The sequence below is a fragment of the Longimonas sp. genome (assembly GCF_046498435.1).
GTDB lineage: Bacteria > Bacteroidota > Rhodothermia > Rhodothermales > Salinibacteraceae > Longimonas.
In genome coordinates this window covers 1-24495 of record NZ_JAWOAR010000010.1, presented here as the reverse complement: position 1 = coordinate 24495, position 24495 = coordinate 1, and the positions used below count along the sequence as shown (strand labels likewise).

The 24495-nt window shown below is 58.1% G+C and carries 19 protein-coding genes; 4 read left to right on the top strand and 15 right to left on the bottom strand.

Going from position 1 to position 24495, the window contains the following annotated elements:
- Positions 1–289: 289 nt before the first annotated feature.
- The 4 genes from R6U20_RS00450 to R6U20_RS00435 form a co-directional block, all read right to left on the bottom strand.
- Entirely contained in the window at positions 290–694 is a 405-nt protein-coding gene (locus tag R6U20_RS00450; protein WP_410335902.1) for a putative toxin-antitoxin system toxin component, PIN family, read from the bottom strand.
- A 1078-nt stretch (positions 695–1772) separates the two neighbouring features.
- Positions 1773–2981: a hypothetical protein gene (locus tag R6U20_RS00445; RefSeq protein WP_410335901.1), complete on the bottom strand. Its 1209-nt coding sequence runs from the start codon at positions 2979–2981 to the stop codon at positions 1773–1775.
- A gap of 172 nt (positions 2982–3153) precedes the next feature.
- A complete protein-coding gene (locus tag R6U20_RS00440) occupies positions 3154–3792 on the bottom strand; it encodes a cyclase family protein (protein WP_410335900.1) in 639 nt (212 codons plus the stop codon).
- 40 nt (positions 3793–3832) lie between these two features.
- The gene (locus R6U20_RS00435; RefSeq protein WP_410335899.1) at positions 3833–4078 is read right to left on the bottom strand and encodes a hypothetical protein; all 246 of its coding nucleotides are present in this window, start codon (positions 4076–4078) and stop codon (positions 3833–3835) included.
- Positions 4079–4296: 218 nt separating this feature from the next.
- Here R6U20_RS00435 and R6U20_RS00430 point away from each other — a divergent pair, with 218 nt between their 5' ends.
- The 3 genes from R6U20_RS00430 to R6U20_RS00420 all read left to right on the top strand — a co-directional run bounded on the left by R6U20_RS00430 (position 4297) and on the right by R6U20_RS00420 (position 6950).
- On the top strand, positions 4297–5832 hold the full coding sequence (locus tag R6U20_RS00430) for a phytoene desaturase family protein (RefSeq protein WP_410335898.1): 1536 nt from the start codon (positions 4297–4299) through the stop codon (positions 5830–5832).
- Between the two features lie 22 nt (positions 5833–5854).
- Entirely contained in the window at positions 5855–6619 is a 765-nt protein-coding gene (locus tag R6U20_RS00425) for a lycopene cyclase domain-containing protein (RefSeq protein ID WP_410335897.1), read from the top strand.
- 91 nt (positions 6620–6710) lie between these two features.
- Positions 6711–6950: a hypothetical protein gene (locus R6U20_RS00420; RefSeq protein ID WP_410335896.1), complete on the top strand. Its 240-nt coding sequence runs from the start codon at positions 6711–6713 to the stop codon at positions 6948–6950.
- 67 nt (positions 6951–7017) lie between these two features.
- On the opposite strand, the gene R6U20_RS00415 is transcribed toward R6U20_RS00420, so the two are convergent.
- On the bottom strand, positions 7018–9507 hold the full coding sequence (locus tag R6U20_RS00415) for a XamI family restriction endonuclease (protein WP_410335895.1): 2490 nt from the start codon (positions 9505–9507) through the stop codon (positions 7018–7020).
- Between the two features lie 304 nt (positions 9508–9811).
- Here R6U20_RS00415 and miaA point away from each other — a divergent pair, with 304 nt between their 5' ends.
- A complete protein-coding gene (miaA, locus tag R6U20_RS00410; protein WP_410335894.1) occupies positions 9812–10753 on the top strand; it encodes a tRNA (adenosine(37)-N6)-dimethylallyltransferase MiaA in 942 nt (313 codons plus the stop codon).
- Here miaA and R6U20_RS00405 read toward each other — a convergent pair.
- The 10 genes from R6U20_RS00405 to R6U20_RS00360 all read right to left on the bottom strand — a co-directional run.
- Positions 10681–12567 (bottom strand): methyltransferase domain-containing protein, encoded by a 1887-nt coding sequence (locus tag R6U20_RS00405; protein WP_410335893.1) that lies wholly within the window; start codon positions 12565–12567, stop codon positions 10681–10683. The two genes, miaA and R6U20_RS00405, sit on opposite strands and share 73 nt — an antisense overlap.
- Entirely contained in the window at positions 12568–16914 is a 4347-nt protein-coding gene (locus R6U20_RS00400; RefSeq protein ID WP_410335892.1) for a S8 family serine peptidase, read from the bottom strand.
- 32 nt (positions 16915–16946) lie between these two features.
- Positions 16947–17354 carry a type II toxin-antitoxin system VapC family toxin gene (locus R6U20_RS00395; RefSeq protein ID WP_410335891.1) on the bottom strand — a complete coding sequence of 136 codons (408 nt, stop codon included), beginning with the start codon at positions 17352–17354 and terminating at the stop codon, positions 16947–16949.
- Positions 17351–17581, bottom strand: coding sequence for a FitA-like ribbon-helix-helix domain-containing protein (locus tag R6U20_RS00390; protein WP_410335890.1), 231 nt, complete (start codon positions 17579–17581; stop codon positions 17351–17353). Before R6U20_RS00390 ends, R6U20_RS00395 begins: the two co-directional genes overlap by 4 nt.
- 104 nt (positions 17582–17685) lie before the next feature.
- On the bottom strand, positions 17686–18771 hold the full coding sequence (locus R6U20_RS00385; protein ID WP_410335889.1) for a M24 family metallopeptidase: 1086 nt from the start codon (positions 18769–18771) through the stop codon (positions 17686–17688).
- Positions 18772–18829: 58 nt separating this feature from the next.
- Complete coding sequence (guaB, locus tag R6U20_RS00380) at positions 18830–20359, bottom strand: IMP dehydrogenase (protein ID WP_410335888.1); 1530 nt, start codon at positions 20357–20359, stop codon at positions 18830–18832.
- 7 nt (positions 20360–20366) lie between these two features.
- On the bottom strand, positions 20367–21113 hold the full coding sequence (locus R6U20_RS00375; RefSeq protein ID WP_410335887.1) for a pseudouridine synthase: 747 nt from the start codon (positions 21111–21113) through the stop codon (positions 20367–20369).
- Between the two features lie 21 nt (positions 21114–21134).
- Positions 21135–21905 (bottom strand): SMC-Scp complex subunit ScpB, encoded by a 771-nt coding sequence (gene scpB, locus R6U20_RS00370; RefSeq protein WP_410335886.1) that lies wholly within the window; start codon positions 21903–21905, stop codon positions 21135–21137.
- A 67-nt stretch (positions 21906–21972) separates the two neighbouring features.
- Entirely contained in the window at positions 21973–22731 is a 759-nt protein-coding gene (locus tag R6U20_RS00365; protein WP_410335885.1) for a segregation and condensation protein A, read from the bottom strand.
- 1218 nt (positions 22732–23949) lie between these two features.
- Positions 23950–24495 (bottom strand): NAD-dependent epimerase/dehydratase family protein (locus R6U20_RS00360; RefSeq protein WP_410335884.1); only part of this gene is annotated, 546 nt, incomplete at its 5' end.

The window sequence follows — 24495 nt, the reverse complement described above, 5'->3', positions numbered from 1 at the left end:
ATTTCCCGTTCGGGCATTTTCTTTCCCAAATGGCCAGAAGTAAACCTTAAGGTATGTTTAGTTGTGCGGACTGATAGCCGTTATGGCTTGGTAATAATAATCAGTCAGAGCTGTGCGCAGTAACGCACGTCATGATCCAGGCTGTGTATGGTTAAGTCTGTTTTCAATAGGTTTCCAGTTATTCTTGCGCTTGTTTGAAGATGTGAGTGCCATTTCTATTTCCTACCTGCATACAAATTGGGCTTATAAGCTGAGGTCGTACACTGCCAGATGCGTGGCAAAAAGTTTTCTATCGCATGTAGCTGTCGAACTGCCAGAACTGTCCAGGAGCAACGATAGGCAACCCTCGGTATTCTGCAAGATCGAGTAGGTCCTTGTCACCAGTAACGATACAGTTTGCTGAAGTTGCTACGGCTAGCGCCAATACCTTGTCGTCATCGCGGTCACGGCAGACTCGCTCAGACAGCGGTTCCGGTGAATGCAGAACCGCGCGGGTGCGGACAAGCGCGGTAGCGGCCGCAGCCTCTTCGGCCGTGAACCCGAACTTCGATACCAGTTTGGTCTTGAACTCGTTGAGGATGAAGTCTGAAATGAGTATGGTGTGTCTGAGAGCGCAGTGCTCCAGCAGTTCATGGCAGGTGCCGCGAGCTATGAAGGCGGCAATGAGGACGTTGGTGTCGATGACAAGCTTCAAGAGACATTCTCGAATACGTCTTCGTCAGTGAAGACCCCTCGTTCGGCTGCTTTCTGGACCATTCTGCCTCGCAGGTCCCTGAATCGTCTCAGGAACAGGTAGTCACGCAGCGATTGCTGGACAATCACGCTCCGATAAACGCCGTCTTCCTGCGACGTCCTGTCGAGTTCCTGACGGACATCTTCTGGAATGCTGATGGTGAGTGTGCTTCTCATGGCTTCTACCCCCTTTCTTCGGCCACAATTGTATTCAATCTTATTACACCAGGGAGGGAATACTGTCAAGTCTCCTCTTGGCGAATGCCTGGACTGACCTCTTTGCCAGGGTCGGACCGCAGAAAGTTTTTTGCTCCGATAACTCCTGAATCGGTAAAATACCTGCATCTGTATCTGAAGCACTGACAGCCTGAGCTTATCCCTGAAACCACACCTGGTATTAAAGCATTTTTTGTCTGGCCCTGTTGACTTATTAATTTACAACATGCGTTTGACGAGAAATATCAGGGGGTTGTTCCCACGCGGTGCGCGGTAACAATAAAAGGCAACTGCCCACCCAGCTTGAAAGGAAGACCCAGTGAAACCCTGCTATGCAGGAAATCCTTCGGATTTGTTTCACTAGGCAGGAATTCAGCAGGGCGCCGCTGATCCGGAGCCGAGCGAAGCGAGGGCCGAAGGTCATGCCTGTGGTACGCACGAAGTAATCCATTCGCCGGTTGAAGACTGCCTGCACGTCTCGCACGCATCTATCCATTGGGGAATGGATCCCAGATCGTCTGCCGACAGCCGTCGGCATCCGTCTGGGATGACCGTGTAAGGGCATAAACACGCTTCTGCACGTTCAACGGCAGATACATGTATAGCACAACGCATTCTGAGAACGAGTTAGGGATTCGACGTCAAACTGAAGCTGCCAATTTCTGCTATGGTCTCAAAGTGGTGATCTGAATTCGTGGAGGCATACCTGGTATGCAGCGGCGAGGTCATTTGCATCCGCCAAACAGAAAACGCGACTGCCTCTGTAGCGAAGCAGCCGCGCTCGCGGGTGAAGCTGAAATCTGGATGGAAGGCCCGGAAATCAGTTATCCTTCTTCAGTTGCCGTAACGTCTGCAGGATACCGGAAGGTAGCAGCGACAAACTGGCCGTTGGGCATGTTTTCGGGGCGGAGTGCGTAGACGGTTGCACCATTCAGGTGAGCATGTACGGCCGCGTAGTTCAACAGGTCGTAGTCGCCAGGCTCTCGGTCATCATGCAGTTCAACCGTATTCGTTGTTGGGTCGAAGCGCCCCCACCGGTGCTCGCCAACAGGTACGAAGAGCGTATCGACGCGTCCATATGCAGATGCCGGGACGATCTCATGGAAATCACCCGAGGCCAGATTGCCATTCTGGTGATAGTGCTGATCGAACGCATCAAGGGCCTCCTGCTGCGTCTGCTCAAAGATGGGTTCAACAACAGCCCAGGCTTTTGCGTGAAGCTCGGCAGGACGCAGATCGTCTGGGTTCCCCGCCACAACATCGTTTTCCACCAGGTGCGAGTAGCTGTTAACGTTGCGGTACATCGGCAGATACTCCGAGACCCCTGCTACTACCAGCGGAGCCTCTTCGTCGCCGAGGTATTCCATGATGCCCTCATCAACCGAGCGAAAGAACTGCTGAAGCTCGGGCTTGACCGTACGGCTGTTATCGTCGGAGTCGTGCGGGTGGCCGTGGTACATCTGGTCGGTCCGGCCATCAGGAGTGCGGTTGGCTGTCCGGTTTTGGATTTCGCGCTCGGCATCGTCTTCTACGCCGGGCGATGCATCTTGCAAGCTGCTGGGTACCGCTCGTGCATCCATCTCTCCAATAGACTGGTGCGTGCCCTGCATCAGCTTGACGTTGTTTTGGCTTAGCGCGAGCACAAAGAAGCGGTTGTTCGATGCAAGCAGCGGGAAGAGCGGTTTCAGGTGAAAATGATCGCTTACCGTTACCATTTCACTGAACTGGAGCGGAAGCCGGTAGGTCTGTAGGGTATCGGGCGTAAGAAAGAACGCGACGCCGTCGCTCACCTGGCGCCAGAACGTCGTATCGTCGGCAAGTGCGCGGGCCGGGGTCAGAATCGTTTCGATTTGGTCATCGCGGTAGTCCTGCTCGCGCATTGCGTCGCGGGCCTGGTTGAGCAGGTTCTTGTACCGAATGGTGTTTTGCGACCAGTCGGATTCGTTGCGCATCGTTTCCATAAATAGGCTGATGCACACGTCGCTGTTGTGTTCGGCGAGTGCACGCAGGGTTGCACGATCAAAAGTATCCATAACCGCGTCCGGAAAAGTTCAACAAAATCAACGAGAAGGACGCACCCAGAAGGCGCGTTGGGTACCATCACAGAAGGATAATAACGTAATCAAGGACTGTACTGTGTCGCAAGCCACACGCACAGTTTTTACATGACTCGGTTTTTACATGACTCGGTGCAAGAAGTATATATCAGGAGGCAAGTAGTGCGGGATTCGGGTGCAGCACTGCGCGGACAGGAGCCGCATCGCTTCCGGTAAGACGTAGGGGAAGCGCCATGAGCGTATAGCGCCCTGCTGCTACAGCACCGAGACGCAGATTTTCGAGATTAACAATCTGGGCATCGTTCAGGGCGTGGTGGGCCGTTAGTGCAGTGCTATTGGCGGGATCGACCGAGGGAGCATCCGTACCGATCAGGCACACACCGTGAGCATGCATCCACGAAACTGCTTCTGCCGAGACGGCGGGAAAGGTTTCGTTCCAGCGTGTAGCTGAGTGTTGACTGCTCACCGTCTTGAAGAGCAGGCGGGGAGCAGTTGTGGTATCAATATGCTCGGGGCAGATGGCATCAGCTTCGGGCGGGATCGCAACGACCTCTGCCGGTCCTAAGAACACGTCAAGCGCCCACTGGCTGGTGGTGGCCCCAGCGGAGTCCACATGATACGGGGCATCGGCGTGGGTACCAAGGTGCGTGCTCATGCGAATGGCCGAGCAGTTAACAGCGTCACCGTCGTGAATCGATAGGGTCGGGCGCTGCGAAAGCGGTACATCGCCCGGCCAGGCGGCCACGTCGGCATGTAGCGGCTGCGATATGTCAATCCATTGCGTCATATACTACAGTTTCCTGAGCGGAAGGAGGCACGAAGAGCCGTCAGTTTAAATGCCACTGCTGATCGGCAGCGTGCTTGGCGACGGAATCGCGCGCTACTTCTTGCTCAACCGGTGCACGGTCGTATCCATGGGTAGGACCAGACGGTGGCGGATCATGACGGGGCGTACCGCCGCCGCCCCCCCCAGAGCCTGAATTGTCGCTCCAAATGAGATGCCACAGCGCAATCAGGACCAGCACCGGACCAAACGCAACAAAGAAGCCGAGTACTTGCGAAATCCAGTTCATGCCAGCCATCGAGTCAATGGAAAGAGATAGCAGGTGCAGCGGTTGTTCATGGTCTGTTGACAACCGGGGGCATAAACACGCGAAGCCAACCGCTTCGGTTTCGCTGCTTTGTCAGAATACGAACATCTTGGGCTTCTATTCCAGTCTGCTAATCCGCATATTCTGAAGTAACCCGTTGTGTAATCGGGGAGTGTCTCTCAATACAAAAGTATGTACCCGTGGATTTTGACGTTATTGTAATTGGAGCCGGACATAACGCACTGGTGTGTAGTGCCTATCTGGCTCAGGCCGGATACACCGTTGGCGTGTTTGAGCGACGTGATATTGTGGGCGGTGCGGTATCAACCAAAGAAATCGTGCCCGGATATCAGTTTGATTTAGGTGGAAGCGCACACATTCTTATCCGCCTAACTCCCATTGTCGAAGAGTTAGAGCTGGAGCGCTTCGGGCTCGACTACATCGACCTGGACCCGCTCTTCTTTGCGCCGTTCGAGGATACGCCGGTATACATCCACCGCGATGTGGACGAGACCGTGCATCACCTGAACGAGACGTTTCCCGGAGAAGGCGACAACTACCGCCGCTTCATTGACGACTGGTCGGGCTTTGCGAACACCATGCGTGACATGTTCTTGCGCTCCCCAAGTCCGTTTCAGCTCGGCAAGAGCCTGATATTTGGCGAGTCGTCGAAACTGGAATGGCAAGATGAACTCCGCACCATCATGCGTCCGTACGGGCATGTTGTTGGTGAGTACTTCGACCGTCCCGAAATGCGGGCCATGCTCTCGTGGATGGCCGCACAATCGGGTCCGCCCCCCACCGAGCCCATGACGGGTCCGTTCGTATTGTGGCACCCGCTGTACCACGAAGGCGGTGTGGCGCGCCCACGCGGCGGCTCCGGCATGCTCACCCAGGCGCTGCGTCGGCACATCGAGCATCATGGCGGATCGGTGTTTACGGATGCGGAGGTTAGCGACATCTTGGTGGAAACCGGCAGTGCGATTGGCATCCGCAGCACAAAGGGCGAGGCCACAGCACGCGCGGTGCTCTCTGGCACGCACATCTTAGAGACAGCCACGCGGCTTCTACCCGAGGAGCACCAGCCCCGCGACTTTGCCAAACAGGTGCGCGTGGGCAACGGCTTCGGCGCTATGCTCCGCCTGGCGCTCGACGAGCCCGTGTCGTACACCGCCGATCCGGGCGTAAAAGCGCGTACCGGGCTGCAACTGCTGTGCCGCTCGCCCGAGCAGTTGCACCGCGCTTACGGCGAATACCTGGGCGGGCAGCCCTCGTCCGATCCGCCACTGGTGGCTATGACGTTTAGTGCCGCTGACCCCACCCTTGCGCCAGAGGGCCACGAGGTACTCTGGCTTTGGGGACAGTACTTCCCCTACGAGCTGGCCAACGGGCAGTCGTGGAATGATATTGCCGACGATGTCGCCAACCGGCTCATTGACACGTTTGAGACGTATGCTCCAGGCATACGCGATCACATTGTCGGACAGCTCTTTCAGCATCCGGCCTGGCTCGAAAAACACCTTGGGCTCTTTCGTGGCAACGTGATGCACGTTGAAATGAGCATCGACCAAATGTTTGGTAACCGCCCAGCCATGGGCTGGTCACAGTACAAAGCTCCGCTTGACGGGCTCTACCTTACGGGTGCCAGCACGCATCCGGGAGGCGGTATTATGGGCGCTTCGGGACGTAACGCTGCCCGCGTGCTCCTGCGCGACCTTGACCGCCATCGCATATAACCGCTGTTCTATTCCCGCTGCTATGACGCTTTCCTACCTGGCCTTCCATCTCATTTTTACGATCCCGCCCATCCTGCTGATGGCGGCTACAATACCTCGTCCGCTGGCTGGTGTTGGCGGGAAACGCGGGCTGTGGGCCCTCCCACTGCTTTGTGTGATTGCCTTCACGTATACGACACCGTGGGATAACTACCTTGTAGCCAACGAAATCTGGTGGTATGGTGAAAACCGCGTACTGGCTACCATCGGATACGTACCGGTTGAGGAGTATGCCTTCTTCATTCTACAGCCTATCCTAACGGGGCTCTTTCTGTACCACTACCTGTCGCGTACCAGCGAAACCAACGCGCGCATTGAAGCTCCCCGATGGATCGGTAGCGGGTTCTGGCTTGCAGTGTCGGGACTCGGCTGGTGGATGATTGTGTCCGGCATTGATGCACTTTTGTACATGGGGCTCATTATCGGGTGGGCTGGGCCCATTCTGTCATTTCTATGGTTGTACGACGGCCCCCAGCTCTGGCAGTATCGGCGCACCATGCTCGTAACCGTCGGCATCCCCACCGTATACCTCTGGGTAGCCGATGCCATTGCAATCCACAACGGTATTTGGACGATCTCTCCCCAACATACCGTGGGCGTCGAGCCGTTCGGACTGCCTGTGGAGGAGGCCACCTTCTTTCTCGTAACAAACCTCATGGTCGTAAAAGGCATTTTGCTCTTTTTGGATAGCGCACCAGCGTTCTTCTCCGATGAGGCCGTCTCAAGCCAGCAAACACCCGCCCGGTAGGCATAAAGAGGCCTTCGTCGTGAAACGTATCGCCCTGCCATGAATATGATGCAAGGGTGAACGCTAACACGCTCTTGCATCCTGTTGCGCTATGCTCTTCCTTGAAGTGCTCTTCGTCCTTTCGTGTATTGTTGGGCTGGTCGTCATGCTCCACATCCACAGCCAGTATCCCGAAGGCATCGACCCCGACGACGGGTTCGGGGGCTCCGAGGATGGCGGCCTGCCCTCTACCGGAGACTCCGTGCCTGTGGGGCCACGCCCCGAGCTCCGCATCCCCACGGATGGCGTTCCCACGGACGAACAACCGAGCGAACCGCGCGTGTCTGCCTGATGCTGTGTCTGAAAACTGGGCCGTCCTTACGGTCTGCCACAGACCGATTGCTTTCCACGGGTCCACTTCAGAACAACTCGGCCTGTACGGCAGACTCATGCGTTAAGCCCGGTATGTCATCAATCCGGAGGGGGGCGTTCTTGAGTTCGCTGGGCTCCATTTTATGTAATCCGCCGCCATACGTGCGCCCTTCAGCAATCAAATCGGCAGGTGCAATTGCTTTCAGCGCCTTCCAGATTGAATGGATAAGGTCGGGGTTGTTTTGGAGGTGCCTTTTGAGATTGGCAGACGGATACAGGTTCAGATAGGCATTAGCAGCTATTGCTTCCGAGCGATTAAGGATAAACCGAAATGGTGTGGTGCCATTGGAGGCTCTACCCATGTAGGAGACAAGAATAGGAGCAGGATCTCGCAACTCTTGACTGTACCAGGGCGAGCGCCGACTGCACAGATAGCGCTCATGAATCCCCTCTTCCTTGCCTTCTTGCAGGTATGCCCAAAGCGAAGGGTAGGTATCTTGCACCTCATCTTCGCTGAGGGTGCACGACAAGAGAAATTGCTCCTTCTCAATATCTGGACGGTACCCATCCTCCGATTCAACCACATCGTGCTCAAGGTACCTTGGACTTGGAAGTATCGGTTTTAGAAACTGATCGGGAATGTTGCGGCATGCGGCTTCATCCGGAGACAGGATAAAAAACGCATTTGCACCTGTAGCAATGCCTCGCTTCGTAGAGAAAAGGTCGCCGACTCGGATCGTCGTGGAGGCATCGTTGGGGTTGGGTGTTGGCTTTTTGTAGAGGCTGCTCCACTTTCGGCGTGTGCTTAATTCTTGATTGGGCACCTCGCGTGCACGCGTCGGCTCATTCATGTCCCCCCCGTATGTGAAGAGCGCAGATTGCTCCTCGGCTGGTGGGGTCTTACGAAAGATCACCACGGCAGACGAGACAAGGGCATCTGAGAATTGCACTTCTTGAGGGTCAAAACGATGAACACGGAGAAGAGAAACCGTGTTGGTCAGATACGTCCGCAGCGTCTTGCCATAGTTCACGTACATAAACTCACTGGGAATAAGCCACGCACCAATGCCACCGGCACGCATCCAGGCATCAGCCAGATAAACGAAGTACGTGTACAGCCCCGATAAGCCACTTGGTTTTGTCTCCAACGAGCGAAGCACATGCTGCTGCAATCGTTTTTTCGTGTTGGATGCGATATGGTAATGCCGCACATACGGAGGATTAGCAACCACCAGATCAAACCGTTCACGGTCGTTCTTGGGAGGCGCGACGTCTGTAAAGTCGGCAGTTTCTAACGTGAGCTGCGATTCGTCCCAAAGATGGCGCGTCGGGGTTGCATAGTGGGGATCTATTTCAAAGCCTTGGCATCGCTGTATTGTGTCGGGACCAAACACCGCACGAGCAGCTGCGAAGAACGCGCCTGTTCCAAAGGCCGGATCCAGCATATCTACCGTGCTCGCTCCCATGTACTGTTTAGCACACCGTACAATGTCCCGAGCCAGTACTGTGGGAGTAGCAAACTGCCCCAGTTTGTTGCGTGCTGATTTGCTCTTTTCTGCATCCAGCTCATCTTGAAGGGCAAGGCGTTCTTGTTCTTTGGGGGAAATGTGAGGGGCACCGCCGCCATCAGAAGGAGGAGAAATAGGCTCCTTCACGATTCCGCCAGAGGCGTCGCTGTCTGGCTTGTCTAACTCAAGATGCGACAAATCCTCAATTCGATGCTCCCATACCCAGTCTATATTTTCAGCGGCCTCATAGCCAAGATACTGCGAGTTGAAATAACCCCTGAGGAAGAGAACAAAGTCAACGTCTTCCCCAAATTCATCCCGGAGCTGTCGAGCTTTCTGTGCTTCTTCCTTTTGTCGCTTGTTTGGATTTGTGTAATCACCAGCCGACTTCATCTCAATGAAGATGGGTGTAGCACCAACTACTGCACGGTGAGGCTGAATAATGCAATCGATTGGAAGATTTCGTACTCCATCGCCCGAAGGGACTTTCACAGTACACCCAAATGTAAATACTCCGGGCTTCATTTCTCGAACGTCGTCAAGGGTCGATGATTTGACTTCTCTATATCCTCGAACTGCAAGCCAGTCACGAATAGCTTCTTGCTGCTCGCGCTCTTGAGCATTCCTGATGATGGGATCTGCTGCCATACCGCAAAGACGATCGGCAAACACACTGGCAGCTCGCCGTTTCTCTCTCTGGCTCGGCTCTGCGTCTGATTGCAACCAGGGACAGATATCCCGATCAATCATCTCTTGCAGGACTTCACAAACACGCTCAAGCTGGTCATGAAGGTGTTCTTTTTCCATTCGAGGCGGTTGGACAGAACGAGGGTGCTCAATCAGAAACTGAGGAGTTATATCGCGCAAGTCATCTGTGCGCGACATCGTCTCTTCAACCAGATCGGCTTGCTGTTCACGCTGATCCTGATAAGCCTTGGGGGCAAATTCCATGAACCAGTCGTTGTAGAAGTCTACAGATCGTGCGATATCATCTTTCCAGAGATGCGGCTTGTTGGCGTTTATAGGCATAGTCGAAGGACAGATCAGATACTGACGTAAAGAGCCCAATCGGACGTACTCTAATGGCTATCGACTGTCCATACGAAAGGCCGTTGAGTCGCGTTGCATCTCAGGTTTAAAGCACCTGTCTCTGAAAACAACTCGGAAGCCTCTGCACGAACGGTACAGACTACATTTCAAAAGATAGATCTCTCTGACAAACACTCTTTCTGGAGCAAACACCTTGGGGGAGCACCTCGCTGCCACACGAACAAGCTTTTAGATTGAGCGTGCAGATAACGAATGTGTTGTATTCCTCATCCGCTCCCCGTCTATGCCCAACCCGAAGCCTGGCCCTTTTCTCTGTATTGTAGGCCCCACAGCTGTGGGGAAAACGGCGCTGAGCCTATCGCTGGCGAAGCGGTGGGATGCGGAAATCATCTCGGTGGATAGCCGCCAGATCTACGAGGAGCTGAACATTGGCACGGCAACCCCTACGCCCGACGAGCAAGGCGCGGTGCCGCATCACTTCATCAACGAACGGTCGCTGGCTGACGGCCCCTACTCGGCAGGTGCCTTTGCCGACGACGCCAACGCCCGCATCCGGCAGATTCGGGCGCGGGGCCGGGTGCCCATTGTTGTGGGGGGCTCTACGCTCTACATCCACGCGCTGCAAGAAGGGCTGGCCGACATCCCCGATGTGGACGATGCCGTGCGCGAAGAGCTTGAAGCACGACTGGAGCGCGAGGGCAAGCACGCGCTCTACAGCGAACTCGAATCCATCGACCCTAAGCAGGCGGCGAAGGCCGATCCCACCAAAACACACCGCGTGATGCGGGCCCTGGAAGTGTATCACGGCACCGGACGCACGCTTACCTCCTTCTACGAAAACCAGCCCGAGCCGCCGTTTACATACAAAACGGTCGTGCTCAACCGCGACCGGCAGCGCCTTTATGATCGCATCAATCAACGTGTAGATGAGATGCTTGATGCGGGGCTCCTGGATGAAGTCCGCGCGGTGATAGACGGCCCCGCCGCGCTTGACGAACCGCCGCTGAGCACGATTGGATACCGCGAGCCGATTCAGCATCTGCAAGGAGCCTACGATTACGACGAGATGGTACGCCTCATGAAGCGCAACACGCGCCGCTATGCCAAGCGCCAGCTCACGTGGTTTCGTCGATACGACGACTACGTGTGGCGTCACCCGGATGCCGTTGACGAAGAGGCCCTTTCGCGCTGGGTCGGCTCCACGACCAGCACGGCCCACGGATGAAGCCAGCCGTCTACGGTGCGCGTTTCCACAACGCGAGCGCCCTGCTCCTGCATCCATCTGGCCCACTCAGCTGTTGGGCGGTAGGTTTCGGGATGCGGAGGTGCCATGCCGCCACCTGAGCGAATTGCATTCACGGCAGCGTCAGTCCAGCCCAGCAGGCGGCGCTGCACGGGATGATACGCAACCGACTCCAGCACCAGCACGCGATGTCGGCTCACGCGCAGTGCCTCTTGCATCACGGCTTCGGGGTCGTCGGCATGATGGAGCACGAACACGAGGAACGCCGCATCGAAGGTGTTGTCATCGAAGGGAAGCGTAGTCGGCGTGCACGGTTGGAACGGAAGGGCTGTGCTGCGAGGCACGCCCGCGTCGAGGTCGGTGAGGGTGACGTCGCATCCGTACGTGCGGGCCACATGCTTTCCCATAGCTCCCTCGCCGCATCCAAGGTCGAGTACGGTGGGCGGGTCATCATCCGCATGCGTGGGGAGCATACGGAGGGGAGCGTCGAACACGCGGGCTTTCTGCCGGGCGCGCCAGCCTGTGAGCGTGGCATGACGCATCAGTCCAATAAGCAGAAGCACCGCAGCCCCGCCCCAACCGAGGATGACCCACACCCAGTACGGTCCGTCGATATAAAACAGGTACGTGCCGATGCTGAAGGTGGCCATCCACATCCAGGCCCAGCGACTTACAGGATGCAGCACGGCCACCACCCCAATAACGACGAGGTACCACGGATGCACGGTTGTAGCCAGCGCCAGGTAGATCCCCACAGTGCCGAGAACAAATACCCGAAACGACAGGTGCCGCTTCACATCCCACCAGATAACAGCAAGCAGCCCCAGCACAGTGGCTGCGCCGAAGAGCGGACCCAGCGTTTTGCTCCAGTCAGTTCCGGTTAGGGCGCGCAAAAGTTCTTTGGCTGCGAGGTACGGCCCCGCGTTGAACTCGAAAAGCTGGACGTAAAGCCGCAGCGACTGCCCCATGTCGGCAAGCAAAGCGGGATACCAGAACCATGCGCTGCATCCAACTACGATAGCGGTTCCAGTGAAAAACACGCGCCACCCAGCTCGTCGGATCAACCATGCGGCCCCGATCCACGGATAGAGCTTGGCGAGTCCGGCCCCGGCAATACCCACAGCCGCTACGTGCCAGCGCTGCTGCTGGATCGCGGCCACAGCCAGAGCAATGCCGCCGACCGCGAGTGCCTCGGTGTGCCCCTGCCCTGCAATTTCGAGCATCGCAAGGGGATGCCATGCGTACAGCACCAGATGCCGCGCCTCTACATGACGGCGCAGCGCCCAGAGTCCGCCCAGCTCAGCCGCGACGAGCAGCGCCTTGAGCACATAGTAGCTCGTCCAGGTCGCACCGCCCCCCAGCACATAGGCAAGGGCAAAGGTGAGCTGCGAAAGCGGCGGGTAGACGCTGTGATAGGACGCCGAATTGAGAGCCGGATACAGCCACTCGTCGCGCCACGGACGCAAAATGTCGGCGTTTGGGGGATGTGCGTAGGGATTGAGTCCGGCATCCAAAAAGACACGCGCATCCCACAGGTAGCGGTAGATGTCATCGCTCAGCACGGGCTCCAGCGGCAGATACGCAAGCCGAAGCACCACAGCTCCACCCAGTACGAGCGGCATTGTTATCGCATCCGCCCGCCAAAGCACCACGAGTCCGGCGGATACGAGTATGCTTCCGGCAACCAGGCCCGGCCAGCGCGACGGAGCAGCCGCAAACCACGGGAGCAGGGCTGCGCCTCCAAGCACGCCAGCAAGCAGCATCCGGTCGTGCGTGGAAGCGAGAGACTTCTTCATCTACCAGATAATGGCTGCTTTTTTCGTGACGGGGGATTCGCCGGGCGATTCGACGCGTATGTAATAGACGCCAGTGGGCACGCGTTGCCCCGATTCATCCCGCAGGTCCCATTCCAGCCCGCCTTCGGGAGCGTGGTCGGTGTGTAACGTACGCACGCGGCGCCCGTCTACGCTGATGATGCGGAGGGTCGCCTCGGTGGGCAGCCCTGCGACAGTAACATGTGGGTCGTGATCCGCCGCGCGCATCGGGTTGGGGTAGACGTACACATCGTCGAGGTCATCGGCGGGGCCGGTAAGCTGCACCGCGCGGCTTTCGGGAGCGAGACTACGTCCGTCGGCGCTGATAAGGTCGTCGAGTTGGAGCGTGATGATGGATCCGCTTGCCCCAATAGCCACGCCGTCAATGTCGAGCTCTACTTGTGTAGGATCGTCGGATGCGACGCGGGCGTCAGTTACTTCGCCGGGTGGCGTAACACGGTATCCGTTTATGTTGGTGGCGCGCTCTTCATCTACCGGATTGTTAAAGTGCAGCGTCACTTGCTGCCGGGCACTGCGGTCCCATTCGGTCATGAAAAACGGGGCATCCGACCGTTCGGGAAGCGTGAGATCCTGTTCGGTCTGGCCGACGAGCAGGTTGAGGGCATCGCGCACATTGCTCCATGTTAGGGTGCCCGTGCGTGGCACGTCGGGCGGAAGCGTTACGATGAGGGCTTCGTAGTTGGCAGTGCCTATCACACGGCGGGCGGTGGCACCTTCATAGGTGAACTGCTCGGCGCGCGTTGCTTCGCTGATCTGCGTGTCAAACTGAAGGCGCACCTGGTTGGAGGCGGGATACGAGACGTCGGTCACGGTGGCAGGGGCGCGCGGCACAACGCGTCGGGGCGAACTCAAGGGTGAGGCGGTGCCGTTGCTCCACGCACGCAGGGCGTATTCGGCGGGTTCGCTTGCCGAAATTGAGCGGCTGGAGTCTTGCTGCGTGGTACGCAAGGTGAACGCGTCGCCGTCGAGGCGTTGGAACACACCAACCGAGTCTGCCCCCGGTGCCTCCCAGCGGAGCTGTACTTCATCTGCACCGAGCGCGGTGGCTTCGCGCCACTGGGGCGGCGGCACCGCCAGGGCATTGTCCTGCACGGTGTACCGGACGAGATGGTCTTGCTGTGTAGAGACGAACACATCAGGTCGCCCGTTGCCGGAGACATCGCCCGCGACCATGGCGGGGCTGACGACCGACTCGCCCCCGGCGCGGTCATCGATGTAGGCGACCTCCCACCCGCGGCTTGGGTGATTGCGCAGCACGATAAGATACGGTGTGTGCGCAATGATGACCTCATCGCGGTCGTCGCCGGTCAGGTTGGCGGTGGTAATGGAGCCCGTGCCCCCGGGATCGCCCGCAATGGGCAGCCGATAGGCCGGAGTGAAGTCGTCGGGGCCGTCGCGCTCCCATACGGTGTAGGTGCTCCGTGGTGGCATGCGCGTGCCGTTGGGCAGTTCAAGCGGGTAGTGCTGCGTGAACGTGATGAAGTTATCCACGCCATCGCCGGTTACATCGCCCGTGCCGAAGCGCTGCCCCGCCCCAAATCGGTTCGAGGCGTGCGACCAGATGGGCTGCGGGGCATCTTGGCCGGACGGAGTTTCGTACATAATGAGATGCCCATATTGGTCGCCCACCAGCAGATTGGCGCGTCCATTGCCGGTATAGTCGCCTGAGGCGGCGCGGGCGGGCCCGATGATGCTTTCCAGGTCAAGCGTGTCTGGAATGGAGAAGACATCGCGGGGCCCGAGCTCAAATGCTGGAATGTACGACGAGCCATCGTGACGAAGGCCTTTCCACACCGAGCGCGTATGCCCAACGATCTGCGATGAACCGCGCTCTTGGAGATCCACCAGTCGGCTTCCAATAAAAGGAGGATCGCCACTGCCTGTGGTGTCGATGAACGCCTCGGTTTTGGGCAGCCACTCGCCGTCGCCCTGCTCCAGCAGCAGCGTGGCCGACGCCACCTGCGTGAGCAGTTCGGGCGTGCCCGATGCATTGGTATCGGCCACATCACGCGGAATGACGTTGGCCCGTAGCGAATCGCCCCGCATGAAGTCCTCGCCGGTCCACTCGTACAGGTAGAGCGAATCGCTGATGCCTCCCTGGCGGTTGAGCGGATTCAGGAGGAGTTCGGGCAGTGTATCTGCATCAAAATCAACGAGTTTGGGGAGCAGGTAGCCACGCGGGACCGAGGTGGCGTTGCGCTCCAGGAGCTGCGACTGAAACCGCCGTTCGGGGATCGTGAGCGTAGTGTCGGACGTTGTTTCGAGCCCGGCATCGTTGGTGGCGGTGAGGCGGATGGTGGCTGTGCCCCCCGTGCCCTGCGTATCGGTCCACGAAACGCCATGCCGTCGGCGCTGAAACTCGCTCTGCACGGTATCAGAGCCGCCTTCGTGGGTTACATCGAGCGTGATTCGAGTGCGCTGGTTGGATTCCACATCGGCGATGATGCCGAAGGCGCTGTCCACGAGTCCGGGCTCCAGCGCGTGAACGGTGAGCGTGGGCGGGGTGCGCTGGATACGCACGCGCCGCCGGTCTTCGACGGTGAGTCCGTCAGTGAGATTCGTAACGAGGCGCAGCGTGTAGCTTCCCTCCTCCAGATTGGCAACAGACCACGTGGCAAGCGTATCATCGAGTACGCGTCCAGATACAGGCTCTTGGATGGTCGTCCAGGTGGCATCGTCGATGTCGGATGTACCCTGGGTGTAGCTGAGTTCGTACGATTCATGTTTGGGATGCATAGAACTTCCAATAACAGCAATTTGGTCAGCATCCCAGCCCCTATCATGCTCTGGCGACGTGATCTGCGTATCTCCTGGAAGGGCGCGCTTCAGCGCTTCGTAGACATCGAGGCGACCGGCGGCGGTGCGATTATCCCACCCGGGCAGTCCAATATCAGCGGTAGTACTGGTGAGGATAGAGCGGATATCACTGGGGCTTAGATCCGGGGCGAGCGAGCGGAGCAGGGCCACAGCGCCGGTGACCTGCGGTGCGGAGAACGAGGAGCCGCTGGACTCGCCGTACAGGTTGGCGGGGGTAATCTCGTTTTCGGGCGAGGTGCGCGGGTAATCGGTCGTGAACACGTCGGTGCCCGGCGCGCCAATGTCGGCGCCAATGCCGTACGAGCTGGTGCTGAATGAGGGGAGCCCCTCGCCGTCTTCAGCCAGCCAAATGGTCGATATGACTTCCGGATAGTCGGATGGATAGTGGGGGTCGTCTCCGGCGGTGTTTCCAGCAGAGGCGACCGTGACGGTGCCCTGCTCGTTGGCGTACTGGATGGCTTCGTGCAGCAGCGGGGATGCGCGATCGCGTCCGAATGACATGTTGAGCACATCCATGCCCATATCGGCCCCATAAATAATCGCCGCCGCAATGTCGCGCGTGCGGCCTCGTCCGTCGCCGCCAAAGGCACGGAGCGCGGCGATGCGTGCTTCGGGCGCAACGCCTTTCATACCGGAGTTATTATCTTCCTGCGCGCCCAGCACACCCGCCACGGTGGTGCCATGCCGACTTGGATCACGGAGCGAGTCGGGACGCGGATCGGGGTCGCGGGGACCGTACCGGCCCGGTTCGGGAAACTCTGGGCGATCCACGAAGCTGTAGCCAATCACATCATCCACCCAGCCGTTGCCGTCTTCGTCGGTGCCCTGGCGGTTGGCGGGCACGAAGGTCCCGGCGTTGGCCACATCCTCGGCGCGATTCACCCACACCTGGTTTTCGAGGTCGGGATGCGTGTAAAAGATGCCCGAGTCGATAACCCCCATCGTAACCGACGGATCGCCCCGGGTGATGGTGTGAGCCTCGCGCGCACGGATCACGTCGAGGTGGTCGAGTTGCGAATCAATCGTGTCGGGGTCGAGCGAGATGGGCAAGTCACCCGGCAGCGTTTCGTATTCGCGCAGTATGTTCAGCTCAAAGAAATCATTCGGCTCTGCGTAGCGCACGCCTGGCTGATCCGCCCAGGTTTGCTGTACAGATGCGAGGGTTTCGGCATCGGACACGGACACCAGATACACGGGCCACGAAGGGGCACCGTCCATCTGTTGAGATTCCCATTCTGGAAATGCAGGGCGGGTGGCTTCTACATTGGCAAAGAGCGGCGCAACGGCAGCCGGGCGCTCGGCATCGGGCGTCTCAAGCGCCTGTCGGAGCGAAGACGGGGCGTTGTCCTCCAGCCGGACAATCAGTTCGGTCGTCTCGGTCTCGGTATTTGCGGCGGGCTGTGCCTGCGCTGTGGCGTCTTCACTCCCTACGCTCCACAGGATGCTAAAGAGAAGCAGATAGGTCCATGCAGCGAACAATCGTCGGGCCATACCAGCAGTGCAAGATGGGAAACAATGCGCAGTTACTGCGCAGCAAAGGATTCGAGGAGGTGCGCGGTGTTGGGGAAGCGAGCCGCCAGTTGCTTATCGCCAGTTACAAGCGGGAGGTCACGGGTTTGGGCAAGCGCAACATACTCGCAGTCGTACGCCGAGTGGCCCGACGCTGCGGCCAGCTGGAGCACCAGATCCGTATCCACGCCAAACGTAGATCGGGCAAGGTCGGCCTCCGCTTCGCGCGCAATGGACTGGGCTTCAGCCAGCGTCATGTAATCTCCCAGGATGTAGCTTCGCAACACGTTTCGAAACTCGGAGCGCCAGATACGTGGTGCAATCCAGTTTTCGTCGTGTGCTCGAACACGTCGGGCGGACTCCGATCGGTTGCTAATTGCGATCCAGAAGTAGCTTAAAACGTCGTTATCGACTACGATCATGCGCGCCCCTTTCGCTTGGCTTCGTTGACGATGTCCGGAAAGGTACGCCCCAGCCGCCGGTTGAGCGCTTCGGCGCGGGCAATGACGTCTTCGGCACTGCGGTCTATGAGAGCCGCTTCCAAAATCTGCGTCGCCTCCTGTTCGAGCGGGCGATGGTTATCCTCGGCGCGCTCTTTGAGCCGTTTGTAGACAGATTCAGGGATGTCTTTCAGCGTCAGATCAGGCATAGGACCGTGCGGGTTGGTTGACAATGAATCCACAATGCCTACGCTGCCTGTTGGGGATGCGTTTCTTCTTCATAATGCAGACAGCTTCCGCATCCCCTTGCCCGCTACGTGATGACCTGGAGCGTTTTGGGGCTCTGCGTCAGGTTTTCGTGGCCGTCGGGATGCAGGATGATAATGTCTTCAATACGCACCCCAAACTTTTCGGGTAGATAGATGCCCGGCTCCACCGTAACCGCAGCGCCGTCGGGTAGGTCGTGCGTTACGTGATACGAGAGGCGCGGCCATTCGTGGATTTCGAGTCCCACGCCGTGGCCCAGTCCATGCCCAAAGTACTCGTCGTAGCCGGCCTCTTTGATGATATTACGCGCCACATCGTCGATATCCGTTCCGGTGATGCCGCTGCGAGCGGACTGAAGGGCAGACTCTTGTGCTTCCAGTACGATGTTGTACACACGCCGGGCTTCCTCCGACGGCTCGCCCAGTGCAATGGTGCGCGTCATGTCTGAGGCATAGCCGTTCAGAAAGCAGCCCATATCGATGACAACGAGCTCGCCCTCACGCAGCACGCAATCGGACGGGCGCGCATGCGGGAGCGCCCCATTCGGTCCAGATGCCACGATCGGATCGAACGACATAGTATCGGCCCCGTGGCGCAGGTGACGATACACAATCTCGGCCCCCACCTCGCGCTCGGTCATGCCGGGCTCAATCCAGTCGCAGAGCTCTGCAAATACGGTATCGGTAATCTCTTGAGCGGCACGCAGTCTCTCGACCTCGGCCTCCGACTTTGATCCACGATGCTCGGTAAGCAGCCCGCTGCCCTCTTCCCACGTGATCTCTGGAAAGCGCTCACGCCATCCGTGCAGCGTTTTCACCGTCACCTTATCGGCCTGCACGAGGACTGAATCCACATCGTCGAGCAGACCCTCTTCTTCGACGTACTCCCAGAGGTTGTACCCCGGCGTGTGAACCTCTGCATTTTGCACTTCACGTCCAGCTTGCTCGGTGTAGCGGCCATCCGAAAGAAAGATAAGCCGATCGGGACGCGCAATGAGGAGTCCGTTCGATCCGGTAAAGCTGCAGGCCCACCGGATGTCCGGCAGTGCCGTAAGGACCAGTGCATCGGTATCATGATCGCGAGCAATGCCACGAAGCAGGTCGTGCGTAGCGGCGACGGTGGTTGTGGGCATAGAGGGGACGAGAATAAGTGATACAGCGGGATGGAATCGCGGTGGAGCAACAGCTTGATTACGCCGACTTATGGCGCCCCGAGTAGTAGTTCGGCGATTCTTGCGTGATCTCTACGTCGTGCGGGTGGCTTTCACGCATGCCGGCGGCAGTGATGCGGGTGAACTGAGCGTTTTCGTAGAGATCAGGAACGGTAGCGCATCCGCAGTAGCCCATCGCAGCACGGAGTCCGCCTACCATCTGGTGGATCACTTCGGCGAGCGTTCCGCTGTACGGCACGCGGCCTTCGATGCCTTCAGGCACGAGCTTCTTGAGGTTGTCTTCCGCGTCCTGAAAGTAGCGGTCTTTGCTTCCGGCCTGCATGGCTCCAACTGAGCCCATGCCGCGGTAGCTCTTGTACTTGCGTCCTTCGTAGATAATGGTTTCACCGGGACTCTCTTCCACGCTGGCAAACAGACTCCCGATCATGACCGTCCCCGCGCCCGCAGCAAGCGCTTTGGCGATGTCGCCGGTCTGTTTGATACCGCCGTCGGCAACTACGGGCACATCGTACTCCGAAGCGGCCTCGGCACATTCGAGCACCGCGGTAAGCTGTGGAACGCCCACGCCTGCCACCACACGCGTAGTACAGATGGATCCGGGGCCAATCCCCACTTTAACGGCGTGCGCACCGGCTTCGATCAGGTCGCGGGTGCCCTGGGCAGTAGCCACATTGCCTGCCATGATCTGCACCTGATCACCAAAGTGGTTGCTTACCTCGGCTACGGTTTCGAGCACGCCTTCGGAATGCCCATGCGCCGTATCGACCGTGATGAAGTCCACCCCCACCTCAACGAGCGCCGACACACGGTCGAGCACATCAGGCGTTACGCCCACAGCCGCTCCCACGCGCAGGCGTCCATGCTCATCCTTGCAGGCATCGGGATGCTTACGGCGCTTGCGGATGTCTTTGAACGTAATGAGCCCCTTCAGGTAGCCGTCGTCGTCAATGACGGGGAGCTTCTCAATCTTGTGCGTCTGCAGAATCTGCACCGCTTCGTCGAGTGTGGTACCGACCGAGGCCGTAACGAGGCCCTCCGAAGTCATCATCTCGTGGATGGGCTTCTCGTTTTCGAGCTCAAACCGCACGTCGCGGTTCGTGACGATACCCACCAGCTTGCGCTCGTCGTTGATGACAGGAATGCCACCAATAGAGTAGTGCGCCATCATACTGCGCGCATCGCCTACCGTGTCATGCGGCGAAATCGTAATCGGATCCAGGATCATGCCGCTCTCAGAGCGCTTCACGCGGCGCACTTCTGCTGCCTGATCCTCAATCGACATGTTTTTGTGAAGCACGCCCACCCCGCCTTCGCGCGCCAGAGCAATTGCCATATCGGCCTCCGTCACCGTATCCATAGCCGACGACAGAACCGGGACGTTCAGCGAGATGTCCTTCGTTACGCGCGAGGCGGTCGATACCGTGCGCGGCATCACGCTCGACCGGCGCGGAACCAGCAGTACGTCGTCGTAGGTGAGCCCTTCAGCGCGTATTTTGCGTTGGAGCGCGTCATTGAGCGAGGAAGCCGTTTTCGCAGCAGAAGTCATCATGGCGGGGTCAGGATACACGGTTCCGGAGGTCAGCTATTTCTTGTTCGGTAAGCGATCGCACGGCGCCGCGTTCCAGCCCGTGCAGGGTAATCCCTCCAAATTGCACGCGGTCGAGCGATTGCACGCGGTGCCCCAGCGCATCGCACATACGGCGAATCTGACGGTTGCGCCCTTCGTGCAGCTTCAGGGCGATCCAGTCTTTCTTCGGAGGCTGTACATACGCGGCATCTGCGGCACGAGCGGGACGATCATCGCCAATGTCTACCCCGCGTCGCAACTGGTCGAGCTGGTGCGGCTTAACGGGATGCCTCGTCTCTACAAAGTAGATCTTGTCGATCTCGTAACGCGGATGCATCAGCCGATGAGCCAGGTCGCCATCGTTCGTGAGAAGCAGCACACCCGTCGTCTCGCGATCCAGGCGTCCCACAGGGGCCAGCCCTGCCGGATTCGCATCGCCGCGTCCAATCACATCCATGACGGTTTGGCGTCCGCGGTCATCGCTCACGGTCGTGATGCATCCGGCAGGCTTGTTGAGCACCAGATACTCTTTCTCTTGCAATCCTACTGGCTCACCATCCACCGCCACCGTATCGCCCGGATGCACCTGCGTGCCGTGGGCGGTGACGACGTCTCCGTTGATGGCAACGCGCCGCGCCTCCACCAGCGTATCGGCCTTGCGCCGCGAACACACGCCCGCACGGCTCAGGTACTTGTTGATGCGCATGCCGTCTTCAGGCACCGTTGGCGTGCTCATAAGCGGTTTGCTATCAGGTTGTTATTGGGAGGATACAGAGGTGTCACTCTGTTCTGATGGGTTTGGCTCATCTTCAGAGGGAGCGGCGTCGGCATCATTCGCTTCAGCCTCAGCAATCTTCTGCAAGCTGTCAGGCATCGCATCGCCAAGCGCATCGGCGGCCTCTTCGGTCTTCAGCTGAAGGAGCTGTGCCCGCTCGTCATCAAAGTTCGGATCGTCGAGCAACTCCTCCACCTCGCGGATGGTGGGCAGATCGTCGAGCGTGTTGAGCCCGAACTGCTCCAGAAACTCGGGGGTCGTGCCGTACAAGAGCGGACGCCCAAGCGATTCGCTGCGTCCTTTCACGTCCACCAGCTCCAGCTCCATGAGCTTACGAAGCGCATAATCGGAGTTCACGCCACGCACGAAATCCACCTCTGGACGCGTAACCGGCTGTTTGTACGCGACCACAGCTACCGTTTCCAGCAGCGAGCGCGAGAGCGACTGCCGCTGTTCGTCTTGCACCATCGCTTTTACGAAGGGCGCCACTTCTTCGCGGGTCACCATGCGGTATCCACCTGCCCATGCCACAATTTCGAAGGCGCGTTCGTTAGTGTTGTACGCCTCCTGCAGCGCCTCGATGACCGTCTCCACGCGCTCGGCATCGACCTTGGTTTCGCCCGTTACCTCCGTTACAATCTCGGCGATGCGCTCTGCCCCAATGGGATCATCGGCGGCAAACAGCAGCGCCTCAGTCGCCTTCAGAAGACGCGGACTCACGCCAAAACCAAGTGCGGGGTCGGAGTTTGTCATGCAGCGTACAATGGGTGGGTGCAGGGGGATGCGACAGGTTGGAGCTCCGCCCCGTAGCCAACTCAGACTACGAAGCCTGCGGCACGGTGGAATCTACCCCGTTGGAGGCATTGTCTTGCCAGCGGAGTGCAAAATTGGTTCGCGACTCGTTTATGTGGATGCGCAGATGGTGCTGACGCGCCAGTTCGAGCACCGCCAGGAAGGTGGCAATGATAAACGGCTTCGAGCGCTCTCGAATGACCGACCGAAACGACAGTTCGCGCGCATGACGCAGGCGATCCATTACGTAGCGCTGCTGCTCGTCAACGGAGTACTCCAGCGGGGCCACTTCATGGGTCGGATCTTTGTCTTCGGGAGGCTCGTGCAGCATGTGGGCCAGCGCATCCATCAGGTCGTATACAGTATGATCTACCGCTTTGGCAGGGTGCTGCTCGTACTGCTCGCGCACGGGCGAGGCATCGCCTCGCGTGGCATGCCGGTTTCGCTTCTCGCGTCGCACAGCCAGCTGATCAGCCCCTTCCTTAAAGCGCACGTACTCCAGCAGTCGCTCCACAAGTTCGCGTCGCGGGTCGACCTCCTCGCCGTCCTCATTCTCGTTGGGACTTGGAAGGAGCATTTGCGCTTTAATGTTAATCAGCAGCGCAGCCATGTAGATAAAATCGGCGACGCCATCCAGATCAATCTCTTCGAGCACGCGCACATACGTCAGGTACTCATCTGTGATCTGGGCGATGGGAATGTTGTAGATGTCAATTTCATCCCGCTTGATGAAGAAAAGCAGGAGATCGAGCGGACCCTCAAATTGCTGAAGTTCGACCTGATACATTTTTTATTTTGCAATAACGGATTATGTGCGTTGTACGGCAGCATCAAGCGCACGACATGGGTGATCTGCTATTCTCGGAGCACCGTAATTGTTCGCCTCCTGCTCGTTTCGTTATCAGCTCCAGCAAGTCTTTCGTCTGACTTGTGAGGACGGGATTCCTCGCCCCCTGGGCAACCCAGGAGACATCACACGGCCCGCATGTCTGGCAACAAGCTTTCGAGCGGACGGGCGTGCCAGTTTGTGAGCTTTGCTGTTCCTCCGCAGGATGTGGATCCTGAATCCCTTGATCGGGGTCAAGGGCAGGCAAGTTCAGGGTGACTGGGTGTGGGGGTTTCGCCTTGCCCCCGGAATGTCATCCTGGACAAGTGAGCTTGCGAACGCGATCCAGGATCCAGGAGACGGCATGGGCCGTGCACGGCTGGCGGCTGGCCTTTGAGGTAGACGGCAATGCCGATTCAGCGACCTGGTTGTCCACCGTAGCATGGATTCCAGATCTCCGCTTCGCTCCGTCTGGAATGACGAGGTGTGGGGTAGCCCTCCTTCAAGCGTTGTCTTGGACAAAAAGTATACAAGCGCAACCCAAAATCCATAAAAGGCACCAGCCCCACAAAGTTAGCATTGCCTTAGATCAGCGTGTACAGATCCTCCCACGTCGGTTTTTCCGTCTCAATCAGTTGAATCTTTTAGGGTTGAATCTTTTAGGGTTGAATCTTTTAGGGTTGAATCTTTTAGGCACGTCGCCAACCTTTCAGTTGCTTTCCTCGCTCAATCGCCGTGTGGATCCGTGTGGATGTCATCGTACACCTCATAGTAAACCAACCGCGTGCCCCCGTGACCCCATAGCGGGCCGGGTTTGTCAGCTTGAGTGGCCCTTCGTAAATGGATCCTGAATCCCTTGATCGGGGTCAAGGTCAGGTAAGTTCAGGATGACTGGGTGTGGGGGTTTCGCCTTGCCCCCGGAATGTCATCCTGGACAAGTGAGCTTGCGAACGCGATCCAGGATCCAGGAGACGGCATGGGCCGTGCACGGCTGGCGGCTGGCCTTTGGGTGGACGAGAGTGCCAGTTTGCACGCTGTGCTGCTCACCCTCAGCATGGAGCTCGGATCAAGTCATGGGATAACCTGACGTGGGAGCGGTGCCGCAAGTGAAAATCGCTGCTGAACGTGTTTCCAGCGACTACCAAGCTCATTGCAAATCTTAAATTGCAATAACGGGTACTACACTTCGGGCGAGGCCAGTTGCGACTCAAACCATTCCACGGTCTTCCCAATCCCGTAATCCATGTCGGTCGTCGGTGTCCATCCGAGTTCATCTTGTGCCCGCGAAATATCAAGCACGCTGCGCATCTGCTCGCCGGGCTGTGCGGGTCCATACGCGTTATCAATGCTCGGATCTGTATGCTTCTGAATGGCTGCGAAGATCGTGTTTAGGCTGGTTTCTTCACCTGTACCCACGTTGAAAATACGTGTGCCTTCATACTCCATCACCGCACGGTTCATCGCAACCACATCGTCGATGTAGATGTAATCGCGCGTCTGCGTGCCATCGCCGTAAATCGTCGGCGTCTCTCCCTTCAGCATCTGCTCAATAAAAATCGCAACGACACCTGCTTCTCCAGCCGGATTCTGACGCGGTCCGTACACGTTTGCGTAGCGCAGCGACACGTAGGGGATGCCATACTCTTCGCGGTAGAAGTCCAGGTACTTCTCCGACGCCAACTTACTCACCCCATACGGCGACACGGGGCAAAGTGGATGATTTTC